The organism is Salmonella sp. A1325 (assembly GCF_056991255.1).
On sequence record NZ_JAMLWO010000002.1, the window covers coordinates 433545 to 456778 of the forward strand.

A 23234-nucleotide genomic window follows, 5' to 3' on the forward strand; every position below is an offset into this window, starting at 1 on the left:
TTAATTCCGGCCTTTCCAGAAACCGGCTGTTTGATGTATCAGTTTTCCTGCACTGACCAGTAATAGACGTAGACTGTCGCGACCATAAATTGTCGCGTGGGGAATGCTACTCATCAGACGATACCGCTCGGAACCGCCATTTATTCCTTCGGCCAGGATTTTGCATACAATATGGGAAGGCGTGACGCCAAATCCGGAATAACCCTGGACATAAAAAACATTATTGTGCTCACGAAGCGTGCCAATCTGCGGAAACAGATTCGCGCTACAGGCCATCGGTCCGCCCCAGGCAAAATCGATTTTAACGTCTTTTAAATAAGGAAAGACCTCCGTCAACAGAGTGCGGTTCCAGGCAGCAAAATCGTGCGGGGTATATTCAAGAAACCTTGTGGCGCTGCCAAACAGCAGACGGTTTTCTTTTGTGAGACGGTAGTAATTTATCACCGGGCGGATATCACTAAAAGCCCCGCGCAAGGGACTGATCCGCTCAACAAGCTCGCTGGAGAGAGGTTCTGTAGAGACCTGATAAGAATAAGTAACCAGCGTTTTCTTATAAATTTCTGGTTCCAGATTATTGAGAAAACTATCACAGGCCCACAGCAATTTGGCTGCTTTTACGCTGCCCATCGCAGTACGTACCCGCACAGTTTTACCGTAACTGACCTCAACCACAGGTGAATATTCGAATATCTTCACCCCCAGCGAATTCGCAGCCTGAGCGGAGCCCAGCAATAAATTCAGCGAGTGGACATGCCCTCCCCCCATATGCTTGAGAACACCGCAGTAGACGTCGGAACCGATAACCTGCTGCACGTCTTTACCGGTATAGAGTTCAATATCGTCTTCCGGCGTAGCGGCTTTGAATTCTTTTTCCCATTGTTGCAGCGTTTTTAACTGCCGCTGGTTGTAGGCCAGATAACCATATCCGGGGACAAAATCAGCATCAATATGGTATTTACGAATTCGCTCCCGAATAATGCCTGCGCCGAGGTTCGAGATTTTAAACAGCGTCTCCATTCCCGCTGCGCCTACATATTTTTTAACGGCTTCGATGTCGTGACCTATACCGGCCATTACCTGACCGCCGTTTCGTCCGGTGCCGCCATACCCAAGATGACGGGCTTCCAGAACGACAACATTAGTGATCCCCTGCTCCGCCAGTTCCAGCGCGGTATTGATGCCTGAAAAGCCACCGCCAATGATCACCACATCGGCATCAATATCCTCTTGCAGAGCAGGAAAATGCAACGGGTATTTTTTCGTCGCGCCGTAGTAATTCAACGCATCGATTTTTGTATTCATCGCGTTACCTTGTCATCACGCTTGACTAAGACCGCTATCACAGCACGGTAACGTTTTACAAAATATCGTCCGGAAGAATGACGTTCTTTGGAACGATATTCAGTTCCGAAAAAGTATGTTGGGATGGAAAAACGTACATTCCTGACCTACAGGCACTTCTGATGAGCGATGTGACATTACTTGCCGAAGTAACGACTTTTTTACGCCAACGACACGGACAATTTATTGCAGGTGAACGTCAGGCCGGAAACGGCACGAACTTTTCGGTCACTAATCCAGCCACCGGCAAAATCATCGCCGACGTTGTGTCGGCAACCCCTGCGCAGGCAGAACAGGCCATGCAGAGCGCCAGACGGGCGTTTGATGTCTGGCGTAAAATGCCAACGTTACAACGCGGCGCATTACTGCTGAAACTGGCTGATACTCTTGCCGCTCATCGTGAAGAGTTAGCTCAACTGGAAAGCGTCTGTTCAGGTAAAACGATTATGCTGTCGCGCGGTCTTGAACTCGATCAGTCAGTGGCCTTCCTGCGTTACTTTGCCGGTTGGGCAGGAAAAATAACCGGTGAAACGCTGAATGTCTCCCTGCCATCAATGGGAGAAGAGAGATACACAGCGTTTACCCAACGCCAACCCATTGGTGTGGTCGTCGGTATTGTGCCGTGGAATTTCTCAATTATGATTGCTATCTGGAAGCTGGCCGCAGCGCTGGTATGTGGCTGCACCATCGTCATTAAACCAAGTGAATATACCCCGCTGACACTGCTGCGAGTCGCTGAACTGGCTAAAGAGGCAGGTTTCCCTGATGGCGTGATTAACGTGGTAAACGGTGCTGGCGGTGAGATAGCGCAACAGCTGATCGCGCATCCAGATTGCGCCAAAGTGAGTTTCACCGGGTCAGTTGCGACAGGTGAGAAAGTCCGGCGTTCGGCAACATCGTCAGGAAAACGCGTTACCCTCGAACTGGGAGGGAAAAATGCGGCGCTGTTTCTCAATGATCTCACGGCACAAGCCATGGTCAACGGTATTCTTGAAGCCGGTTATCTGAATCAAGGACAGATTTGTGCTGCCGCAGAGCGTTTTTATCTGCCCCAGGAAAAACTGGATACGGTCATGACGCTCCTCAGGCAACGGTTATCGGAGATCGTGCCCGGCTCGCCTTTAGATGAAAAAACGGTGATGGGCCCGCTGGCGAATCAGGTTCAGCTTGAAAAAGTGCTGCGTCTGATTCAAATCGCACGGGAAGAAGGGGATACCATTGTTTACGGCGGTGAAACTTTACCCGGCGAAGGGTACTTTTTACAGCCGACGGCGGTAAAAGTGCGTAGTAAAAACAGTACGCTGATGCACGAGGAGACCTTTGGCCCTGTCTGTAGCTTTATCGGTTATCAGAATGAAAAAGAGGCGCTTTCGCATATCAACGCTTCGCCATTTGGCCTTGCAGCAAGTGTGTGGTCGGAAAATATTTCTAAGGCATTACGCTACGCTGAAGATATTGATGCTGGCATGGTGTGGGTCAATATGCATACCTTCCTCGATCCTGCGGTACCCTTTGGAGGGATGAAAGGATCGGGCATTGGTCGTGAATTTGGCAGCGCGTTTATTGATGACTATACCGAACTTAAATCTGTCATGGTCCGTTATTAACCATCCTGAAAATGATGCAGGCAGATCAAACCATACCGAAAGGTGGACTGTCTGCCTGATTATCAGGTTCGCTCGCTGCGTTTTATTGCTTTTGGGGTAATGTAAAACGCCCGGCCCGGCGTTCTTTTCTGCATTACTAGCGCCATCTACCGTTAGAGTAGGCTATCTCCAGTCTTAACGGTTCAGACTCATCCTGTAACATCGCTTCCAAAGACAACGCCAGCGTCTGATGATGGGCATCTTTTACACTGACTTTCAGCATGTTGATGCTCGGTTCATAACGTAAAATAGCAGCGCGAAGCTCACGGCAAAACCAGTTGAGAACCCGTTTGTCACCCACATTCACCTCGTGCCATTCCGGCATACCCCGAGTGAGCAGCGGCGGTAATGTCTCGCCACCTGCCACAGCGCAAGAGTTGAATAAACACATTAACTTGCGGCGTACCAATTCATGTGGGCTTATCCCCTCAACCAAGAGCCTGTCGAATAGCGCGACCGGAATGGTTGGCGTCATCATCATTTCCCTATCTGGTCCATCGCCAGATCCCATACTGACGTTCTGGACTCCTGTTGAGCGCCGTCTGATTTCTCGGCAGTGATTTGCCATTCGATTTTCGTGAAGTTCAGCGACATCGTTTCCACCGGCTTACCGCCGGCGCCGCCGCTAACACTGAGTTGTGATATCAGCACGTTTGTCAGGGTATAAACGATAAGCGACCGCATTTTGCCGTCGTCATTGCGGCACAACGTCAGCACCGCTGTTCTAATTAGCCTCCCGCTACAGCAGTACTCATTGAGCACAGGCGTGGCGAGGTCGACAAATTTGGTGAGCGACATTTCACCAACATGCGCACGCCCGGAAGTCCGCTCGGCGAGGCTAACATCGTTATTTACCTGCATTGCCACATTGTGGCTATAAGACATGATCTCTATCTGATCTTCAAAGCCTTCAACCTGGCTTTCGCCTTTGATATTGTCGAGCTTTAAAAAAATCGCATCCATGATTTATCTCCTTGTTGATCAGGTGGCAGTTCAGCAGCCAGACGAATACCGGCGGCCAACGCTTGTGACTCTTATTAAAAGCGCAACTACCAAAAAACACAGCGTGAAAAGCGCCAGGTTTGCAGGGATTTTGCCAACGTTTACCCGCGTCTGATGAACGTTATTCCGCTGGTTGCAATGCAATAGAGGGTTTTGGCCCGCTGTGGCCAAATACAATTGAGGTTATACTGAACGCTCTCTGCCATATTCAATCCCTTTTATCGCAAAGTATCCCTGGTGCCGGTATCACAGCGTCGTTATTCAAAAATTGACATTTCAGAATAATAATCAGCTATATATAAAAAACACATCAAAAAGCAAATATCAACTTAATTTTTACTTATTTAATAAAAAACCCCAAATTGATTTACATCAATTAACACATACAAAAACACTAAAAATCAAAGCGTTAAATAAAAATTAATCACTATGGAAATTTTATTTTTCTTAATACTCACATTATAAATGTTATTTGCTTATTTTCCTGTGAACACTAAAAAATGATTTAAATCAAAAAACAAACTATTCTCGTTGATTAACGTTTTGACCGAAATAAAAAAGATTTTATACGTCCCGGGATAGTCTCCCTTTCTGATGGACAATATGCATTACCGAGCGGGCAAACAGGTAACTTCTGCCCGGGTAATCCGTTACCCGACTGATATTAACATTGTCATGAGGTGATATCATTTGCCTGGCCAGCCATAATCATCCGGAACCGGCGCTACGCCACGAACATCAGGACGGAGCATTTTTTGTCGATCCTCTTCGTCATCCACCCAGACACTGGCTATCTCTTCACAGGTTGCAAACCATACGCCATCATGCCCTTTAATATGTTCAATCAAACGTGACAACATCATCATATGATGCCCATGACCGATTATCTGCGGATGAAGAGCCATCGCATATAAACCGTTTTCCTGATGGTTATAAGCATAGGTAAAAATATCCTTCCAGCGTCGCAGAACACCGTCAGTATCGCTCATCCCCTCCTGGTTGCCGGTATACGCCAGTGCGGGAAAATCATCCAGATACCAGCTAACAGGAATTTCCAGAATCGCGCTGGCCGGGCCTGCGATATTTCCCGTCTCCCAATTCACCTGCCAACGTTGAGGATGGTAAGGCACAAGATCTCTCGCCATCAGGCTACTGTCATAGAGAAAACCGGCTTCCTCCAGAAGATCCAGCGTATTCTCGCTATAATCCCAATAGGGAGAACGGTATCCCACAGGACGTATGCCGAAATGTCTTTTATAACAGGCGAACGCCAGATCCATTAGTCGGCGCTCTGTATCACGATTCACCAGCGTCGGGTTTTCATGATAGTAGCCATGGTGAGCGATTTCATGCCCGGCATCAAAAATCGCTTTACTGATTTCCGGGAAGGTGTCTACAGTGTGTCCGGGAATAAAAAAGGTGGTTTTGATATTATTTTCTTTGAACAATTTCAGAAGCCTTGGTACGCCAACTTGTGCACCAAACTCTCCTCGTGACATAAAGGATGGCGACGGTCGATTAAATCCGCCCAGCCATAAAGACTGAGCATCTACATCGACACCAAGATTGACCGCAATCCTTTTACCCTCAGGTAATTTTAAATATCCCATAACGACCTCCAGCTAATACATAGAAGGGACACATTCTGTTATTTAATGTGTGATGGCCAGATATTATATATGCCTGCTTTTCTGCGTCTGTCCTTGAACGTTGTTGCTGCCCCACCAAGTCTATTTTCATATAGAACATCGAGGTTAATTTCTCCTGAAATGACATCCTCTTGATTGACGTGCGCCTCTGCGATAATACCTTGTGGATTTTTCCACACGACATCACAGGGGCTTAAAATTGAACTTCGGGCCCAGCAGCCTGGCAGTGGTCCACCCGGGTTTCCTCCCAGGCAACAGTGAACAAGATAAATTTGATTTTCAATACAACGTGCGTGGCAACAATGCCTGACTCGCCAAAACCCCTGTTCAGTAAACGTAGCGGAAGGCGTTAAAATTAACTCTACACCCTGTTCCGCCAGCGTCGCGGCACACTCCGGTATTTCTGCTTCATAACAAATATTAAAACCCACCTTTACAAATGGCAGTTGAAAAACAGCCATTTTATCGCCTTCCTGAGTATACCAACCCCGTTCAGCCGGGAAGATATGCGTCTTACTGTGGGCATAATGTTCGCCATCGGGTCCCCATATATGCGCAACATTCTCATAGCGATCTACTCCGGTCTGCTCCAGATGAGAGCCAGCAATAATGAACTGTCCTCTTTCTTTCGCTTCCTGTTGAAAAAGCTGCTTATAGGCATCCGTGAACTGATCAATTAAAGTAAGGTGTGAAATGGGTCTTTCTTGCCATTTTTTCAATAATGTAAATAACTCAATGGTAAATAGCTCCGGGAAGATAACGACATCAGCACCCTGACTTTTATTAAGAAGTATCCTTACCTTTGTTATGAAATCTTCAAAAGTGTTTATTTCGGTAACAATATACTGACAGGCTGAAACAGTAAAATTACGTGACATCGTGATATCCCCGGCATGAAATTTAAACTTAAATTAACGTATAGCGCATGGAGAATATTAGGGAGTGGACATTACGACATCAGGTTATTTTTTGTGAAGCTGCGCAAAATATATGGAGAAAAGAGTAGAAGCATTGAACCTTTATTTACATAAAGGGGACTTTATCGATGATCGCAGCGGACAGAGAGTCGATAAAAATCCAGGCGAAAAACAATAACCCTTACCACAATATTATTTTCATCATCTAAAAATAATCAGGCAAACTAAATGATAACGCGCTGGTATAAAACCAACGCGTATTTTTACCGACACTAGCTTGCAGAGTTGCATTTTAGTAGCCCGGTTAACATAGTTCTTAACGTCGTCGCAAAACTGACGTGCCGGGCATTCTCAGCAGAGCTGCTATCCGATAAAACACCATACGTGGTAGCTAATAATAGCCTTGCCGCCATTTCTTTATCCACATCGGCGCCAATTTCCCCCTTCGCCTGCGCATCGTTAAAACGTGCAACCAGCGAGGCGATAATAGTGTGGTATTTATTGGTTAGCATTTCCGCGACCTGAGGATTACGCATCCCTTCAGCCATAATCTCTACAACCAACGCCCGCTGCGCGCAGTCTTCACGCGTGACGGCAATAGTTGACTCCACCAGATAATCCACCAGCCCAACGCCCTCCAGCGGCTCACGAAAATGGGTTAGTGCTCTTTCCTGATCTTCTAAAATAATGGCTTCAATCAGGGCTTCTTTAGAGGGGAAGTGATGATAGAGTGTGCCGGGGCTCATGTCGCTGGCCTTACAGATCGTTTTCATTGATGTACTGTGAAAACCGTTTTCAGCAAAACACTGCCTGGCGGCGCGTAAAATTCGCATCCGCGTCGGTAGTGATTCGGTAAGTTTATTCTCCATTACGTTGACCCATTTTTCACTCTGCGTGGTGGCAGTGTACCCGGGCGCACTTCAGGCGCCTACTCTTCATCCTATTTTCTTTGATCCTCATGATATCCCTCCCGTCCCCCTCCCCCCTCGCCTCCTGTATAAAAAACAGTAGAACGAACGTTCGGTTGAACATTTTTTGCCATATGTCAACGGATGAAAATGGTTTTATGTGACAAAAGAAACAAAAATCAGGTTGCAATCCTGTTTTTTTTGATCCGCCTTAAGATCCTTCCTTTCTGCATTTTCCCTCTCGATCGCTGCGTGATAACTATTGCCTCAGACAACTGGTTAACTTGTTTTATTGCTGGTTGACCAATGAAAATTCATCAGGATTAAGGAGTGAACAATGTTACGTCCCGTAGAAACCCAGAGCCGCGAAATCAAAAAACTTGATGGACTGTGGTCGTTTTGCACGGATGCAGACGATTGCGGTATCGCGCAACAATGGTGGCGACAACCGCTCCCCCAAAGCCGCGCTATCGCCGTACCGGGTAGTTATAACGATCAGTTTGCCGATGCAGAGATCCGCAACTATGTCGGCAATGTCTGGTATCAGCTCAACGTCCGCATCCCCAAAGGCTGGGAGCATCAACGCATCGTTCTACGTTTTGATGCCGTCACGCATTATGGAAAGGTATGGGTAAATGACCACGCCGTGATGGAACACCAGGGAGGCTATACACCTTTCGAAGCGGATATCAGCCACCTGGCGGCAGCCGGAGAGAGCATACGTATCACAGTATGCGTCAATAACGAGCTGAGCTGGCAGACTATCCCTCCGGGGGTGGTGACCCGTGATGAAACGGGGAAAAGGCAGCAATCATACTTCCATGATTTCTTTAATTACGCCGGTATCCACCGTAGCGTCATGCTCTACACCACACCAAAAACGTTTGTTCAGGATATTACGGTGACGACGGAGGTCGCGAACGATCTCTCCCGGGCCACGCTTAGCTGGCGGGTGGAGGCCAACGGTGAAGTACGCGTAGAACTGCGGGATGCCGGGCAGCATATTGTCGCCTACGGCGAAGGGGCAAAGGGCGAATTACAGATAGCAGCGCCACGATTATGGCAACCGGGCGAAGGATATCTGTACGAGCTGCGGGTTATCGCACAGCATCAGGACGAACGTGATGACTATCCGCTTCGGGTAGGAATCCGTAGCGTAGCGGTAAAAGGCGAACAGTTTCTGATAAATCATAAACCTTTTTATTTTACCGGCTTCGGTCGCCATGAAGATGCCGATCTACGAGGGAAGGGATTTGATAACGTGCTGATGGTACACGATCACGCGCTAATGTCGTGGATTGGCGCCAACTCTTATCGCACGTCGCACTATCCTTACGCCGAAGAGATGCTCGACTGGGCGGACGAGCATGGCATTGTCGTCATTGATGAAACAGCAGCTGTTGGTTTCAATCTCTCTTTAGGTATCGGCTTTGATTCCTGCGAAAAACCGAAGGCGCTATACAGCGAGGAAGGCGTCAATGATGAAACACAGCGGGCGCATCTCAAGGCTATTCAGGAATTGATCGCCCGCGATAAAAACCATCCCAGCGTGGTGATGTGGAGTATCGCGAATGAGCCGGATACCCGTCCAGAAGGCGCCAGAGACTATTTTGCGCCACTGGCGCAGGCCACGCGCGAACTGGACCCGACCCGCCCTATAACCTGCGTGAACGTCATGTTTTGTGATGTGGAAACCGACACCATCACCGACCTCTTCGATGTGGTGTGCCTGAACCGCTATTACGGTTGGTATGTACAAAGCGGCGATCTTGCGAAAGCAGAAAAAGTGCTGGAGAAAGAGTTACTGGCCTGGCAGGAGAAACTCCACCGCCCCATCATCATGACGGAATATGGCGTCGATACGCTGGCAGGGCTGCATTCGATGTACAGCGACATGTGGAGCGAAGAGTACCAGTGCGCCTGGCTGGAGATGTATCACCGAGTATTCGATCGCGTTAGCGCCGTTGTCGGCGAGCAGGTCTGGAACTTTGCCGATTTCGCGACTTCACAGGGCATTATGCGCGTCGGCGGTAATCGAAAAGGGATTTTTACCCGCGACAGAAGACCAAAATCGGCGGCCTTTATACTGCAAAAACGCTGGACCGGTATGACCTTCGGCGAAAAGCCACAGCAGGGAGAGAAATCATGAACCAGCCGCTTTCCTGGCGCGTTATCGTAGGCTACAGCCTGGGTGATGTTGCCAATAATTTCGCCTTCGCCATGGGGGCGCTGTTCCTGCTAAGTTATTACACCGACGTCGCAGGCGTCGGTGCCGCCGCTGCCGGTACGATGCTCTTACTGGTACGAATATTTGACGCCTTCGCCGATGTGGTGGCGGGACGCATAGTAGATAGTGTAAATACCCGCTGGGGGAAATTTCGCCCGTTCCTGCTGTTCGGATCGGCACCGTTAATGCTGTTTAGCGTACTGGTATTCTGCGTCCCGGCAGAGTGGAGTCATAGCAACAAAGTTATTTACGCATATCTCACCTATATGGGACTTGGGTTCTGCTATAGCATGGTCAATATTCCCTATGGATCGCTGGCGACGGCAATGACTCAGGAACCGCGTTCGCGCGCCCGTCTCGGCGCGGCGCGCAGTATTGCGGCCTCGCTAACGTTTGTCTGTCTGGCCTTCCTGATCGGGCCGCGTATTACTCATTCCAGCCCGACAGAAATGGCGTCGGTCTACCTCTTCTGGACCATTATCCTGGCCATTGCCGGTATGGCGCTGTATTTCATCTGTTTTAAATCTACCCGCGAAAACGTGGTGCGTATCGTCGCGCAGCCGTCGTTAAAAATCAGTCTGCAAACGCTTAAACAGAACCGCCCGCTAATGATGCTTTGTACCGGCGCGCTATGCATTCTGATCTCGACCTTCGCCGTCAGCGCATCGTCACTGTTCTATGTACGCTATGTTTTGAATGATACCGCCCTTTTCTCGGTTATCGTGCTGGTACAAATGCTGGTAGGTTCTGTGGCGTCAGCACCTCTGGTTCCCCGTCTGGTGGCGAAGATAGGTAAGAAGAATACCTTCCTGGCGGGCGCCTTAATGGGCACCCTTGGGTATTTGCTTTTCTTTTATATGTCTGACCATTCAGTGCCCGTGGCCTTAACCGCTCTGGCGATTGCCGCTATTGGCCAGGGGATCACCATGACGGTAATGTGGGCGCTGGAGGCGGATACCGTGGAGTACGGCGAATATCTCACGGGCGTGCGCATAGAAGGTCTGACTTACTCGCTATTTTCTTTTACCCGTAAATGCGGCCAAGCTATCGGCGGTTCTATTCCGGCCTTTATTCTTGGGTTAAGTGGCTATATCGCCAATCAGACGCAGACGCCGGAAGTCATTACCGGTATCCGGATGTCTATATCGCTCATACCGTGCGGCTTTATGTTACTGGCTTTTATTATTATTTGGTTTTACCCATTAACGGATAATAAATTTAAGGAGATTGTTCAGGAGATAGATAAACGAAAACAGTCACAGCAACAACTTATTAAAGATTTTAATAAATAGCTTTTCGATAACAATAATATACAACAGGTTAAACAATGAAAAAATTCGCGAAGATAGCGGCTATTCCAATAGCAGTAGTCGCGGCCTGTCCTTCTGCCCTGGCCCTACAAATTTCTGATGATGAGTCCGCCTTACGTTTTAGACTGAAAAATGAGTTACGAAGAGCTGATAAGCCCAGCGCGGGCGCAGGCAGAGATATTTATGCCTGGGTTCAGGGTGGGTTAATTGATTTTAATAGCAGCTATTATTCACAACGGATCGGCGTCGAGGGTAGCGCGTATTATGTTTATAAACTCGGTGCTCGCGATAATATGAGTACGCGCTGGTACTTAGACGGACACGAGAGTTTCGGCTATGTGCTTGGCGCAATAAAAATAAAGCCAACAGAAAATAGCCGCTTAAAAATAGGTCGTTTTGGCACCGATTATAGTTATGGCAGCCTCCCCTGGCGAATTCCACTCATCGCCAGCAGCTCACAACGCACGCTACCGACCGCTTCCGAAGGCGCGCTGGGCTACCTGGCGCTGACGCCAAATGTAGAGTTCTGGGCAATGTGGCGTACCCGCGTTTTTCAGTGGACAGACTCAACGACCGGTATTCGCAATGAAGGCGTCTACAACAGTAAAACGGGTCAATATGATCATCATCGTCCACGCGCATTTTTCGCCGCCAGCTGGCACGACGAGAGCAGCCGCTATTCCATAGGCGGCTCGCAGCAAAACGATGTCTCCCGTCAGGTACAGGGTATCTTTGAAAAACGGATACCACTAGACGATGGTTATGCCCTGAAAGGCGAGCTGCTCGGTTTTTACGCCCGGCTGGAGGGGCTAAGTCGTTCATCCACCCAGCCTAATGAGACCGGGTTGGTTAGCGCTCAGTTTACCTGGAGCGCCCCCTGGGGCAGCCTGTTTGCCAGCGGCGGCTATCTGCAACACGCCATGAACGGCGCAGTAGTCGATACCGATATTGGTTATCCCTTCTCTTTAAGCCTCGATCGCAACCGGGAAGGCATGCAGTCCTGGCAGGCGGGCGTTAATTACCGTGTTACGCCACAGCTCACCATGACATTCGCGCCTGTCGTCACGCGCGGTTATGAGTCCAGCCAGCGCGCTGTTCAAATTAAGGGGTTGGGTCTGCTGGGAGCCATAAATTATCGTATTGAAGAGGGGCCGCTAGAGGGCATGAACATTTTTCTTGCCGCTGACAAAGGGCGCGAAAAACGCGACGGTAGCGCGCTGGGCGATCGCTTGAATTACTGGGATGTGAAAATGAGCATCCAGTATGATTTTATGCTCAGGTAAGATGAAGACGGCCACCCGAAGGTGGCCGTTAGAGGCCGGTAGCGCTTTCGCTTATCAGGCCTGTGAAACCGAGACAGCTTTAGCGGTGAGACGCCAGCGGCTGTTCCGTCATTGGCGGGTGGTGCTTTTCCGGATCTTTAATCAGTACCCACAGGATGATGGCGCCGATAATATCGAACAGACTGAGTGCAATGAAGAACGGGCCGTAACCGATAATAGCGACCAACGCCCCCATAAACAGGTTGAAGCTTAACTGTCCCATCCATGCCGCAGATCCTGCCAGACCGGCAACTGTCGCGACCTCATTTTTCTTGAACAGGTCAGCGCTCATGGTAATCACGACGGTAGACAGCGTCTGGTGCGCAAAACCGCCAATACTCATCAATGCAATGGCGACATACGGGTTAGTCGTAATGCTGACAAAACCGATCGAAATCATCAAAACAGCGCCGATGGTAAAGCTACAACGACGCGCATTGATCGTGGTCATGTGCATCTTTTCCATGAAGAACTTCGCCAGGAAACCGCCTGCAACGCAGCCAAAGTCCGCCGCCAGGAACGGCAACCAGGCAAACATGGCGATCTCTTTTAACGGCAGATGCATCACGTTAATCAGATACAGCGGCATCCAGAAACTCAGCGTTCCCCATGCCGGGTCAGCCAGAAAACGGGTAATCGCCAACGCCCAGAAGTTACGCTTTTTAACGATCTCTTTAACGGCCGGTTTTTTGTTATCGTCCTGGAGATAGCTTTCCTGGCCGTCTTCGATATAACGCAGCTCTTTGTGGGTGATCCACGGGTGTTTATTTGGCGAGTTATAAATCAGGAACCAGGTGATGGCGAACAGCACGCCGATCCCACCGGTAATCACAAACGCCATTTCAGTACCGATGCCGCTATCAGCAAAGGTCAGCATCGCCCAGACCACCAGCGGCGGCGCCAGCATCGCGCCAATCGAAGTACCGATATTAAACAGTCCCCCCGCAATACCGCGTTCTTTCGTCGGGAACCATTCGGCGCTGGCTTTAATCCCGGCAGGAATCGCTGACGCTTCGGTTAGCCCCATCAGACCACGCAGAAATGCCAGACTTATCCAGCCGCCGGCCAGCGCGTGCGCCATGTTGATCAGCGACCACAACAAGGCAAAGATAAAGAAGCCGATTTTCAGTCCGATGACATCCATCAAATAGCCGGTGATCGGCTGCGCAATGGTGTAACAAAGCTGGAAGGCGCTCACCACCCAGGAATATTGTTGCTCATCAAAATGGAGTTCTTTCATCATCGCTGGCGCCGCAACGCTAAGCGAGCTACGGGACAGGTAGTTTACGATGGTCCCTACGCAGACCAGGCCGATAATCCACCATCTTAATTTTGTCATCTTCATGATAAAGCCTCGTTAAAAAACATTAGCTCCGCGCCGTCTGACCTGTAGCGGGAAAACTGAAATCACAAAATTGGTTGACCAATCAATATTTTCGCATCCGGACCGGTCAAAATCAGGCGGCAACTCCCGCCCTTAATATTCTTGAAATAAATACATCAACTCATTTCAAGTTGAATGGTGAATGCTTTTCACCCAGCAAAAATTGACACAGATCAAATAAATAAAATTGGCAGACCGTGAATGATGATATTTGTGATTTGGTTAGCCAATTTAGACAATAAGGTTGACATGAGAAAAATTTTGGTTGAATTTAGGGGGCAGAACGGGTTTACAAAGCACGTTTCGATGTTGGCTGGCAATGGGTCAACCACGAAGACGTTATCGCAAGAAGAGGAAACGAGATATGAAACAAACCTGGCGCTGGTACGGACCTAACGACCCGGTAACGCTGTCAGATGTACGCCAGGCTGGCGCAACCGGCGTGGTAACGGCGTTACACCATATCCCGAATGGAGAAATTTGGTCGGTAGACGAGATCCAGAAACGTAAAGCAATCGTTGAAGAGGCGGGTCTGGAGTGGTCTGTGGTAGAGAGCGTACCTATCCACGAAGACATCAAAACCCACACCGGTCAGTACGATTTATGGATCAAAAACTACCAGCAAACGCTGCGTAACCTGGCGCAATGCGGTATCTATACGGTTTGCTATAACTTTATGCCGGTGCTGGACTGGACACGTACGGATCTGGAATACGTATTGCCGGATGGTTCCAAAGCGTTGCGTTTTGACCAGATTGAATTCGCCGCGTTCGAACTGCACATCCTGAAGCGTCCGGGAGCAGAAGCCGACTATACGGCAGAAGAGATTGCTCAGGCAGAGCGGCGTTTCGCCACCATGAGCGAGGAAGACAAAGCACGTCTGACCCGCAACATTATTGCCGGTTTACCTGGCGCGGAAGAAGGCTATACGCTGGATCAGTTCCGTCAACACCTGGCGACGTATAAAGATATCGATAAAGCAAAACTGCGTGAACATTTTGCCTATTTCCTGAAAGCCATTATTCCGGTTGCCGACGAGGTTGGCGTGCGTATGGCCGTTCACCCTGACGATCCGCCGCGCCCTATTCTCGGCCTGCCGCGCATTGTCTCTACCATTGAAGACATGCAATGGATGGTGGAAACCGTTAATAGCATGGCAAACGGCTTCACCATGTGTACCGGATCTTACGGCGTGCGCGCCGACAACGATCTGGTTGATATGATCAAACAATTTGGTCCGCGCATCTACTTTACGCATCTGCGCTCTACGCTGCGCGAAGAGAATCCGAAGACCTTCCACGAGGCCGCCCATTTGCACGGCGATGTGGATATGTATGAAGTCGTTAAAGCGATTGTGGAAGAAGAGCACCGTCGTAAAGCCGAAGGTAGCGACGATCTGATCCCGATGCGCCCGGACCACGGTCATCAGATGCTGGACGATCTGAAGAAGAAAACGAATCCGGGTTATTCCGCCATTGGCCGTCTGAAAGGGCTTGCGGAAGTCCGCGGCGTCGAACTGGCTATCCAGCGCGCTTTCTTTAGCAAATAACCTTCTTTCGCATGGCGCGACGCGTCATGCGATTTCCCCTACTCAATGCAATAGCAACATGCCTCGCCCCGGAGATCGCGGGCGAAGACGTCGAATGACAGGAGTTTGCAATGGAACAGAATATCGCCACCGCCCAGGTTTCCGTCGCCCGCCCAAACTGGGACAAATCACGTCTGGTATCCCGTATTGTGCATCTGGGCTGCGGGGCGTTTCACCGCGCGCACCAGGCGCTCTTTACCCATCATTTACTGGAAAAGAGCGACAGCGACTGGGGCATTTGTGAAGTGAACCTGATGCCGGGTAACGACGCGCGGCTGATCGCGAACCTGAAAGCGCAAAATCTGCTGTACACCGTTGCAGAACGCGGCGCAGAAAGCACCGAACTGAAAATTATCGGTTCAATGAAAGAAGCGCTACACCCTGAATTCGACGGTCATGCAGGGATTCTGGCGGCAATGGCGCGCCCGGAAACCGCCATCGTCTCCTTAACCGTGACCGAAAAAGGCTACTGCACCGACCCCGCCAGCGGCGAGCTTGATGTCAATAACCCGCTGATCCAAAACGATCTTGCCCATCCACAGCAGCCTAAATCCGCCATTGGCTATATTGTCGAAGCGCTAAACATGCGCCGGGAGCAAGGACTGAAAGCTTTTACCGTGCTGTCGTGTGATAACGTGCGCGAGAATGGTCACGTCGCGAAGGCTGCCGTCCTCGGTCTGGCAAAAGCTCGCGATGCCGCCCTCGCCGCATGGATTGCCGACAATGTGACCTTCCCCTGCACCATGGTTGACCGCATTGTTCCGGCAGCGACCGAAGAGACGCTACAACTGGTTGCCGACCAGTTAGGGGTTTATGATCCCTGCGCTATCGCCTGCGAACCCTTCCGCCAGTGGGTCATCGAAGATAACTTTGTGAATGGTCGCCCGGACTGGGACACCGTCGGCGCGCAATTCGTTGCAGACGTCGTACCGTTTGAGATGATGAAGCTGCGTATGCTTAACGGCAGTCACTCTTTCCTCGCCTATCTGGGTTATCTCGGCGGGTATGACACTATCGCCGATACCATGACCAACCCGGCTTACCGTCGCGCGGCGCTGGCGCTGATGCTTGATGAACAAGCGCCGACGTTGTCAATGCCGGAAGGCACCGATCTGGAAGGGTATGCGAATTTGTTGATCGCGCGTTTTACTAACCCCTCGTTGAAACACCGCACCTGGCAGATCGCGATGGATGGCAGTCAGAAACTGCCGCAGCGTTTGTTGGACCCGGTACGTCTGCACTTGCAACAGGGCGATAACTATCGCCACCTGACGCTGGGCGTCGCCGGATGGATGCGTTACGTCGGCGGTGTCGATGAACAAGGTAAAACCATTGATGTCGTCGATCCGTTGCTCGCGCAGTATCAGGCGATTCATCAGCAATATCAGACGCCGGAAGAACGCGTTCGCGGGCTACTGGCCATCGAGTCTATCTTTGGCAACGACCTGCCGAAGAACCACGAATTTGTGCAAGCCGTTACCGACGCTTACCAACAGCTATTGCAGAATGGCGCGAAAGCCACGGTAGAAGCGCTGGCTAAGTAAGGAGATAAATCATGGCTACGTTTATGACTGAAGATTTTCTACTTAAAAACGACATTGCCCGCACGCTGTACCATAAATACGCCGCGCCCATGCCGATTTATGACTTCCACTGCCATTTAAGTCCGCAGGAAATCGCCGACGATCGCCGTTTCGATAACCTCGGTCAGATCTGGCTGGAAGGCGACCACTATAAATGGCGAGCGCTACGAAGCGCAGGCGTGGATGAGTCGCTGATCACCGGCAAAGAGACCAGCGATTATGAAAAATATATGGCCTGGGCCAATACCGTACCAAAAACGCTGGGCAATCCGCTGTATCACTGGACGCACCTTGAACTACGCCGTCCATTTGGCATTACAGGTACGCTGTTCGGACCGGATACCGCGGAAAGTATCTGGACGCAGTGTAATGAGAAACTGGCGACGCCGGCCTTTTCCGCGCGCGGTATTATGCAGCAGATGAATGTGCGGATGGTCGGAACCACCGACGACCCGATAGATTCTCTGGAATATCACCGCCAGATAGCCGCCGACGACAGCATTGATATTGAAGTCGCGCCAAGCTGGCGCCCCGACAAAGTTTTCAAAATCGAACTGGACGGCTTTGTCGATTACCTGGGGAAACTGGAAGCGGCGGCAGATGTCAGCATTACCCGTTTCGACGATTTACGTCAGGCGCTCACTCGCCGCCTCGACCATTTCGCCGCCTGCGGCTGCCGCGCGTCGGATCATGGCATTGAAACGCTGCGATTTGCGCCGGTGCCCGACGACGCGCAGCTTGACGCCATTCTGGGCAAACGTCTGGCTGGCGAAACGTTGAGCGAACTTGAGATCGCCCAGTTTACCACGGCGGTGCTGGTCTGGCTGGGCCGTCAGTACGTCGCGCGCGGCTGGGTGATGCAGCTACATATTGGCGCGATCCGTAACAATAATACCCGGATGTTCCGCCTGCTGGGGCCGGATACCGGCTTTGACTCCATTGGCGATAATAACATTAGCTGGGCGCTCTCCCGTTTGCTCGACAGTATGGATGTGACCAATGAACTGCCCAAGACTATCCTCTATTGCCTGAACCCACGTGATAACGAAGTCCTGGCGACCATGATCGGTAACTTCCAGGGACCGGGAATTGCCGGAAAAGTGCAGTTTGGTTCCGGCTGGTGGTTTAACGATCAGAAAGACGGGATGCTGCGCCAACTGGAGCAACTGTCGCAAATGGGACTGTTAAGTCAGTTTGTCGGGATGCTGACCGACTCCCGCAGTTTCCTTTCTTATACGCGACATGAATATTTCCGTCGTATTCTCTGTAACCTGCTGGGACAGTGGGCGCAGGACGGAGAGATTCCTGATGATGAAGCGATGCTAAGCCGTATGGTTCAGGATATCTGCTTCAATAATGCCCAGCGTTATTTCACGATTAAATAATCGCTATTAATCTGTGAGCACAGGTTTCAGGTATTTCGAGAGGCAGGAAGGCGGTAAGAGAGTGAGAAATTTAGCAGTAACGCACTTTTCCAGCCAACGTCTGGCCGTCGATAAAAAGCAAAGAGGTTGCTGATTAATCCCGAATCACTTACTAAGGTAAGTGATTCGGGTGAACAAACACAGCCATCTTCTGCGTCATGCTTCTTTTGTCTGTCCGGAATAACTCCAGTGCAGAAAGTGTGATACATCAGTCCTGTTGATGATGGCTCCTGTTGGTTATACGGTAATAACTTATGACTTCACAGTGTGGTTTCTTTTAACAAATCGACAGCCAGCATTTCCAGCTGGTTAACCACCTCATTACTGGATCGCTCCATTCTGTCGAGTTCTTGCGACATCGCATTCATATTGCCTGCGGCAAAATAGTTCAGCGCAGAGTGACCAGCGGTATGCACCTCTTTATGCGGCGCTTCCAGACTACGGAAACTGTAGTAATTGCTAAACTGCTGCCCTTCAAAACCGTAGTACCATTTCCCCAGCCGACACTGATCGTGCATCGTTATTTTACTGTTTATGTCTTTATTTAAGAGTAATTTGTAGACTTCCATTTTCCAGATAACATGGTCAACTTTGACAATATTCAAAAACTGCACCGTAGAGATGTACTGCATGACCGATTTCATGCTCAGCGATTTATCGATGACGATGCCAATAGACTCCACAATTTGATTTATGTTAGTCGTAATATTATCAATAACCGGCTGTTGGTTATCCAGCACCTCACTCACTCTGGCCGTATTATCTTTGATTACAGAGGTTAACGTACTGACGCTTTTCGAACTGTGTTTAACATCTTCGGACAGGTTTTTCACCTCTTTCGAAATAACGCTAAAACCACGCCCGGCATCCCCTACGCGCGCGGCCTCGATCGCGGAGTTAATCGCTATCAAATTGGTCTGGTTAGCGATCTTCTGTATCTCTTTAATACACGCATTAATTTGCGTTAAAGAGGTATTTAAGTCGCCCATACGACAGCCAATATCCGATGAAGTCGTGCCAATTTCGGTGATAAATTCCACGAGCGATTTTAATGAACTTCTGGCTTTATCATTCTGTTCGTTAAGTTCATTAATGCGTTCTTTTTCAATGTTGAGCTGCTCACAGGACTTAATGATGGCATTACGAATGATATCGATCGTCGAGATCCCCATCAGAATTTTTTGACACAGTATCCGCTCATAAGGCTCAGGAGTATCCACCACCACGTCAGACGCATTAGCGCCAGATTCTGCTGCTGGCGGCGGTATTTTTACAACATTATTATTCCAGTGGCGCAAGCCTAATACTTTTTTAAACATATACCATTCTCCTTATTATATGTGGACATCCTGATCTATGCCTGGATAAAGTATTATCAACTCATGCTAACATAATGAAAAATCGGCTGTCATCTGCCATAACCATACGCTCACCAGAATAAGACAAAACGTCCACCAAACTTAAATAATTACAAAGTAAACTATTCAACAATACTATTAATAGTCATAATGGAAGTCGCTTCGCTTTATACGCAAATATCATTTACAAGGCTGATAATAATAATTAACTGCATTTACTTAGGTGTATCTATATCTCGGCCCGAAGATTGCAGACAGGGTTTAAACGCAAACTTTTGCAATAGAAAAATAACCTAACGTAAACTTTTTATATGACTAACAATATCATTTAAACTCGTCAATATATTATGCTGTCCGTTTACCAGCCAAACAGGCATGACCTAAATCCAAAGGGATAGGGGGCGGCGTAACCGGCCGCAAAAAGTACCGATTAGACGAAAATCTGGAAACGGATGCGCCAACGCGGCGAGCGTCACCGCCTGCGTCAGAAAAGTTAAGAATAATTTGTGATATTATTTCTCATATGTTACCAGTAAATGGCAGGCTGACAGCCGTTCGCTGGTAAACACAACAGGCGGGATATCGGCACCCACGCCGATATCCCGACGAGAATGACCCCGTTACGCTTTGATGACAATTAACGGTTCAATATCGCTCTCTTTTTTAATGACTAATGAATCATCGCCGCGCAGGCACGTACCGCCGTAGTTACCGCCCACGGTAAACGTACAGACCTGAATATACTTCCCGGCGACCTTCGGCAGGCACCACAACTGCTGATAGATATTTTTCTGCGTGGCGAACTTGCCGCTGGTTTTATCCAGGAGCTCTTCCTGATGGCTCACCAAATCAATATTACTACCGCAACGTCCGGCAATCGGTTTTACCGCATAGCCGGTCTGCACCAGCTCATCGTTAACGGTAAAATCCGTGTCGAGCAAATAGCGATGATGCGGGAAGAGCGACCACAGGATGGGCAGGATCGCTTTGTTACCCGGGATCACCGTCCACAGCGGTTCAAACACCAACACTTCCGGGCGCAGTAATACATCAATCAGCCGGACTTCATTTTCCGGGTGCCCGGTACGAATAGGTACTGCGGCATACTCCGTCTCGCTGACTTCGCGTATCTGCTCCATCGCCGTTTCCCACGCCCAGGTTTTCCAGACACAATTCACCAGCCGTCCGTCGCCATCGATCAACTGCCCGGCGTCATCCCAGCGCAACTCGCCCAGCCCGCGGAGAATTTTGCTCGCGAAGCCGGCCTGATGCAGCGCCTGCTGCATAAACTGCGCGTGATAGTCCTCCTCGATATCATCATCCTGCATGATATGGACGAAAGGACGCGCTTTACTGTGTTTCCAGGCGCCTGCCAGCTCGTTAATTAAGCCCTCTGCCGGGTTATGCCCTTTACCGGTATAGCCCTGCTCAGCCCATTTTTCGAGAATTAATCCCGCTTCGGTATGGCATGATGCGGAATCGGCATTGTATTCATAGACTTTCAGCCCGCGTTCATCCATGCAGAAATCCATACGACCGGTGATCATATGGTGACGACGGCGCTGCCAGGAGAGACGCAGACGCGGCCAAAGAATTTTGGGGATATCGAATAGCGCCAGCAGATTATCGTCTTTTAAAACTTTGTCCGTGGCGTGCAGGTACATCAAATGCAACTCATTGGTCGCTTTGATAAGCTCCTGTTCAGCGCTCTCGGTGATGGTAAAATACTGGTACGGGTCCTGATTGATAACGTGTCCGTTCGCCTGTACATAGGCTTTTTGTAACGGATCGCGCTCATCCAGCCACTGACCGTCAAACTGACCTTTCTCTGGCAGTCTTGCGCCGCGAATCGCCAGCGACTGATTCGCGATGTCAGGCTGTGACAAACTGTATTGCGTGTCGTCGGTCTGGATCATCCAGCCTAAAATCGTCGTGTCATCAAAGGTGTCGCGCAGGGTGTAACACCCGTTTTCTACGACCATTTCCAGTTCGCGAGTCCACTGCTGCCCTGGCGGCAATGGCGTGTGGATAACGTTTTGCTCAGCAATACGAATTTTGTTATCCAGGAGCTGGGTGATAATCGCAACGTGCCCGGTTTCGTTAAACTCGCCGCCCTTTTGCCAGATGAGCAGCGCCCCGGCCTCCGGCGCGCGCGGCGAACCGTTCGGGAAGGCCTGCAAAGGCAAAATATTGTCATTCACGACCTCGCGCAGAAAACGCAGCGAGAAGATTTCCCAGGCCATGCCGACGTCAGTAAAAACAACGCCATAATTCAGAAAGAGAAAACGGCGGGCAAATTCCACGCACTGCCATTTATGCCCCATGTATTCATCGTCGATGTAGCTACGAAAAGCTGCGTCGTCGTCGTCCCACGGATCGAGGGAATTGTAATCTGAAGAGTAGATCGCTACGCCGCCGGGGGCGTAACCCAATAATGTCCCGAAGGGGGCATCCTGACTGGTGGTTCCTTTGCTCATGCACTTACCTCAAAACAAGACCGCCTGAGCAGCCTGGCGTGATTTCGCTCTGATTGTCTGCTCTGTGACACTAACCGGACAGAGGTCGACATAATCATACACCTCAATAAGGCACACTGAGGCCAGAAGGTTAAAATTTCACTCGCCGGAATGTCCCAATCGGTTAAATGTCCGGTTAGCAAGCTGCTACACTGCTTCAACACCACCACTGTGAAGGCAGGTCAATATGGCAGATAATACTTATCAACCCGCAAAAGTCTGGACGTGGGATAAATCCGGCGGCGGCGCGTTCGCTAACATTAATCGCCCGGTTTCCGGCCCGACGCACGACAAAACGCTGCCCGTCGGCAAACATCCGTTACAGCTTTATTCGCTGGGGACGCCTAACGGCCAGAAAGTGACCATTATGCTGGAAGAGCTCCTGGCGCTGGGCGTGACCGGCGCCGAATATGACGCCTGGTTGATTCGCATCGGCGAGGGCGATCAGTTCTCCAGCGGCTTTGTTGACATCAATCCGAACTCAAAAATCCCGGCGCTGCGCGATCACTCACACAACCCGCCGATTCGAGTTTTTGAGTCGGGCGCAATTCTTGTTTATCTGGCGGATAAGTTTGGCCATTTCCTGCCGCAGGATCTGGCTAAGCGCACAGAAACCCTTAACTGGTTGTTCTGGCTACAGGGCGCGGCGCCGTTCCTCGGTGGCGGTTTCGGTCATTTCTATCATTATGCGCCGGTAAAAATTGAGTACGCCATTAATCGCTTCACCATGGAAGCCAAACGTCTGCTGGACGTGCTGGATAAGCAGTTAGCTCACCACCCGTATGTCGCGGGAGAAGAGTACACTATTGCCGATATGGCCATCTGGCCGTGGTTCGGCAACGTGGTGCTGGGGAATGTCTATGATGCAGCGGAGTTTCTGGATGCCGGAAGTTATCAAAACGTACAACGCTGGGCGAAACAGGTAGCCGAACGTCCGGCGGTAAAGCGGGGGCGCATTGTCAACCGGACCAACGGCCCATTGAACGAACAGCTTCACGAACGCCATGACGCCAGCGACTTCGAAAACCATACCGAAGATAAACGTCAAAGTTAAACCAT

17 protein-coding genes are annotated in these 23234 nt (G+C 49.9%); 8 read left to right on the forward strand and 9 right to left on the reverse strand.

Annotation, left to right across the window (positions count from 1 at the left end; genetic code table 11):
- Window positions 1–1302, reverse strand: coding sequence for an NAD(P)/FAD-dependent oxidoreductase (locus tag NAZ64_RS06030; protein ID WP_001092825.1), 1302 nt, complete (start codon window positions 1300–1302; stop codon window positions 1–3).
- A 161-nt stretch (window positions 1303–1463) separates the two neighbouring features.
- Here NAZ64_RS06030 and NAZ64_RS06035 point away from each other — a divergent pair, with 161 nt between their 5' ends.
- The gene (locus NAZ64_RS06035) at window positions 1464–2948 is read left to right on the forward strand and encodes an NAD-dependent phenylacetaldehyde dehydrogenase (RefSeq protein ID WP_220569626.1); all 1485 of its coding nucleotides are present in this window, start codon (window positions 1464–1466) and stop codon (window positions 2946–2948) included.
- Between the two features lie 136 nt (window positions 2949–3084).
- On the opposite strand, the gene iraD is transcribed toward NAZ64_RS06035, so the two are convergent.
- The 5 genes from iraD to NAZ64_RS06060 form a co-directional block, all read right to left on the reverse strand.
- A complete protein-coding gene (iraD, locus tag NAZ64_RS06040; RefSeq protein ID WP_001543513.1) occupies window positions 3085–3465 on the reverse strand; it encodes an anti-adapter protein IraD in 381 nt (126 codons plus the stop codon).
- Entirely contained in the window at window positions 3465–3950 is a 486-nt protein-coding gene (locus tag NAZ64_RS06045) for an Hcp family type VI secretion system effector (RefSeq protein WP_000338747.1), read from the reverse strand. The genes iraD and NAZ64_RS06045 overlap by 1 nt, the downstream gene beginning before the upstream one ends.
- Before the next feature lie 725 nt (window positions 3951–4675).
- Window positions 4676–5599, reverse strand: a complete 924-nt coding sequence (locus NAZ64_RS06050; protein ID WP_000540892.1) for a polysaccharide deacetylase family protein — start codon at window positions 5597–5599, stop codon at window positions 4676–4678.
- Between the two features lie 38 nt (window positions 5600–5637).
- A complete protein-coding gene (locus NAZ64_RS06055) occupies window positions 5638–6516 on the reverse strand; it encodes a carbon-nitrogen hydrolase family protein (RefSeq protein WP_220569625.1) in 879 nt (292 codons plus the stop codon).
- A 311-nt stretch (window positions 6517–6827) separates the two neighbouring features.
- Window positions 6828–7424: a TetR/AcrR family transcriptional regulator gene (locus tag NAZ64_RS06060; RefSeq protein ID WP_000428463.1), complete on the reverse strand. Its 597-nt coding sequence runs from the start codon at window positions 7422–7424 to the stop codon at window positions 6828–6830.
- A 376-nt stretch (window positions 7425–7800) separates the two neighbouring features.
- On the opposite strand from NAZ64_RS06060, the gene uidA reads away from it, so the two are divergent.
- Genes uidA through uidC form a run of 3 tightly spaced genes read left to right on the forward strand, consistent with a single transcriptional unit; the run spans window position 7801 to window position 12283 of the window.
- Window positions 7801–9612, forward strand: coding sequence for a beta-glucuronidase (gene uidA, locus NAZ64_RS06065; protein WP_000945953.1), 1812 nt, complete (start codon window positions 7801–7803; stop codon window positions 9610–9612).
- Window positions 9609–10982, forward strand: a complete 1374-nt coding sequence (gene uidB, locus NAZ64_RS06070; protein ID WP_001075549.1) for a glucuronide transporter — start codon at window positions 9609–9611, stop codon at window positions 10980–10982. Before uidA ends, uidB begins: the two co-directional genes overlap by 4 nt.
- A 35-nt stretch (window positions 10983–11017) precedes the next feature.
- A complete protein-coding gene (gene uidC / locus NAZ64_RS06075) occupies window positions 11018–12283 on the forward strand; it encodes a glucuronide uptake porin UidC (RefSeq protein ID WP_000712675.1) in 1266 nt (421 codons plus the stop codon).
- Between the two features lie 79 nt (window positions 12284–12362).
- Here uidC and NAZ64_RS06080 read toward each other — a convergent pair whose 3' ends face one another.
- Window positions 12363–13667 (reverse strand): MFS transporter, encoded by a 1305-nt coding sequence (locus tag NAZ64_RS06080; protein WP_000784371.1) that lies wholly within the window; start codon window positions 13665–13667, stop codon window positions 12363–12365.
- A gap of 403 nt (window positions 13668–14070) precedes the next feature.
- On the opposite strand from NAZ64_RS06080, the gene uxuA reads away from it, so the two are divergent.
- The 3 genes from uxuA to uxaC all read left to right on the forward strand — a co-directional run bounded on the left by uxuA (window position 14071) and on the right by uxaC (window position 18262).
- Window positions 14071–15255, forward strand: a complete 1185-nt coding sequence (gene uxuA, locus NAZ64_RS06085) for a mannonate dehydratase (protein WP_000815487.1) — start codon at window positions 14071–14073, stop codon at window positions 15253–15255.
- 110 nt (window positions 15256–15365) lie between these two features.
- A complete protein-coding gene (locus NAZ64_RS06090) occupies window positions 15366–16838 on the forward strand; it encodes a fructuronate reductase (protein WP_220569624.1) in 1473 nt (490 codons plus the stop codon).
- An 11-nt stretch (window positions 16839–16849) separates the two neighbouring features.
- Window positions 16850–18262: a glucuronate isomerase gene (uxaC, locus tag NAZ64_RS06095; protein ID WP_220569623.1), complete on the forward strand. Its 1413-nt coding sequence runs from the start codon at window positions 16850–16852 to the stop codon at window positions 18260–18262.
- A gap of 299 nt (window positions 18263–18561) precedes the next feature.
- On the opposite strand, the gene NAZ64_RS06100 is transcribed toward uxaC, so the two are convergent.
- Both NAZ64_RS06100 and gss read right to left on the reverse strand, forming a co-directional pair.
- On the reverse strand, window positions 18562–19620 hold the full coding sequence (locus NAZ64_RS06100) for a methyl-accepting chemotaxis protein (protein WP_024797624.1): 1059 nt from the start codon (window positions 19618–19620) through the stop codon (window positions 18562–18564).
- Window positions 19621–20279: 659 nt separating this feature from the next.
- Window positions 20280–22136, reverse strand: a complete 1857-nt coding sequence (gss, locus tag NAZ64_RS06105; RefSeq protein ID WP_000033690.1) for a bifunctional glutathionylspermidine amidase/synthase — start codon at window positions 22134–22136, stop codon at window positions 20280–20282.
- 226 nt (window positions 22137–22362) lie between these two features.
- On the opposite strand from gss, the gene yghU reads away from it, so the two are divergent.
- Window positions 22363–23229 carry a glutathione-dependent disulfide-bond oxidoreductase gene (gene yghU / locus NAZ64_RS06110; RefSeq protein ID WP_000774851.1) on the forward strand — a complete coding sequence of 289 codons (867 nt, stop codon included), beginning with the start codon at window positions 22363–22365 and terminating at the stop codon, window positions 23227–23229.
- The last annotated feature ends 5 nt before the right edge of the window (window positions 23230–23234 follow it).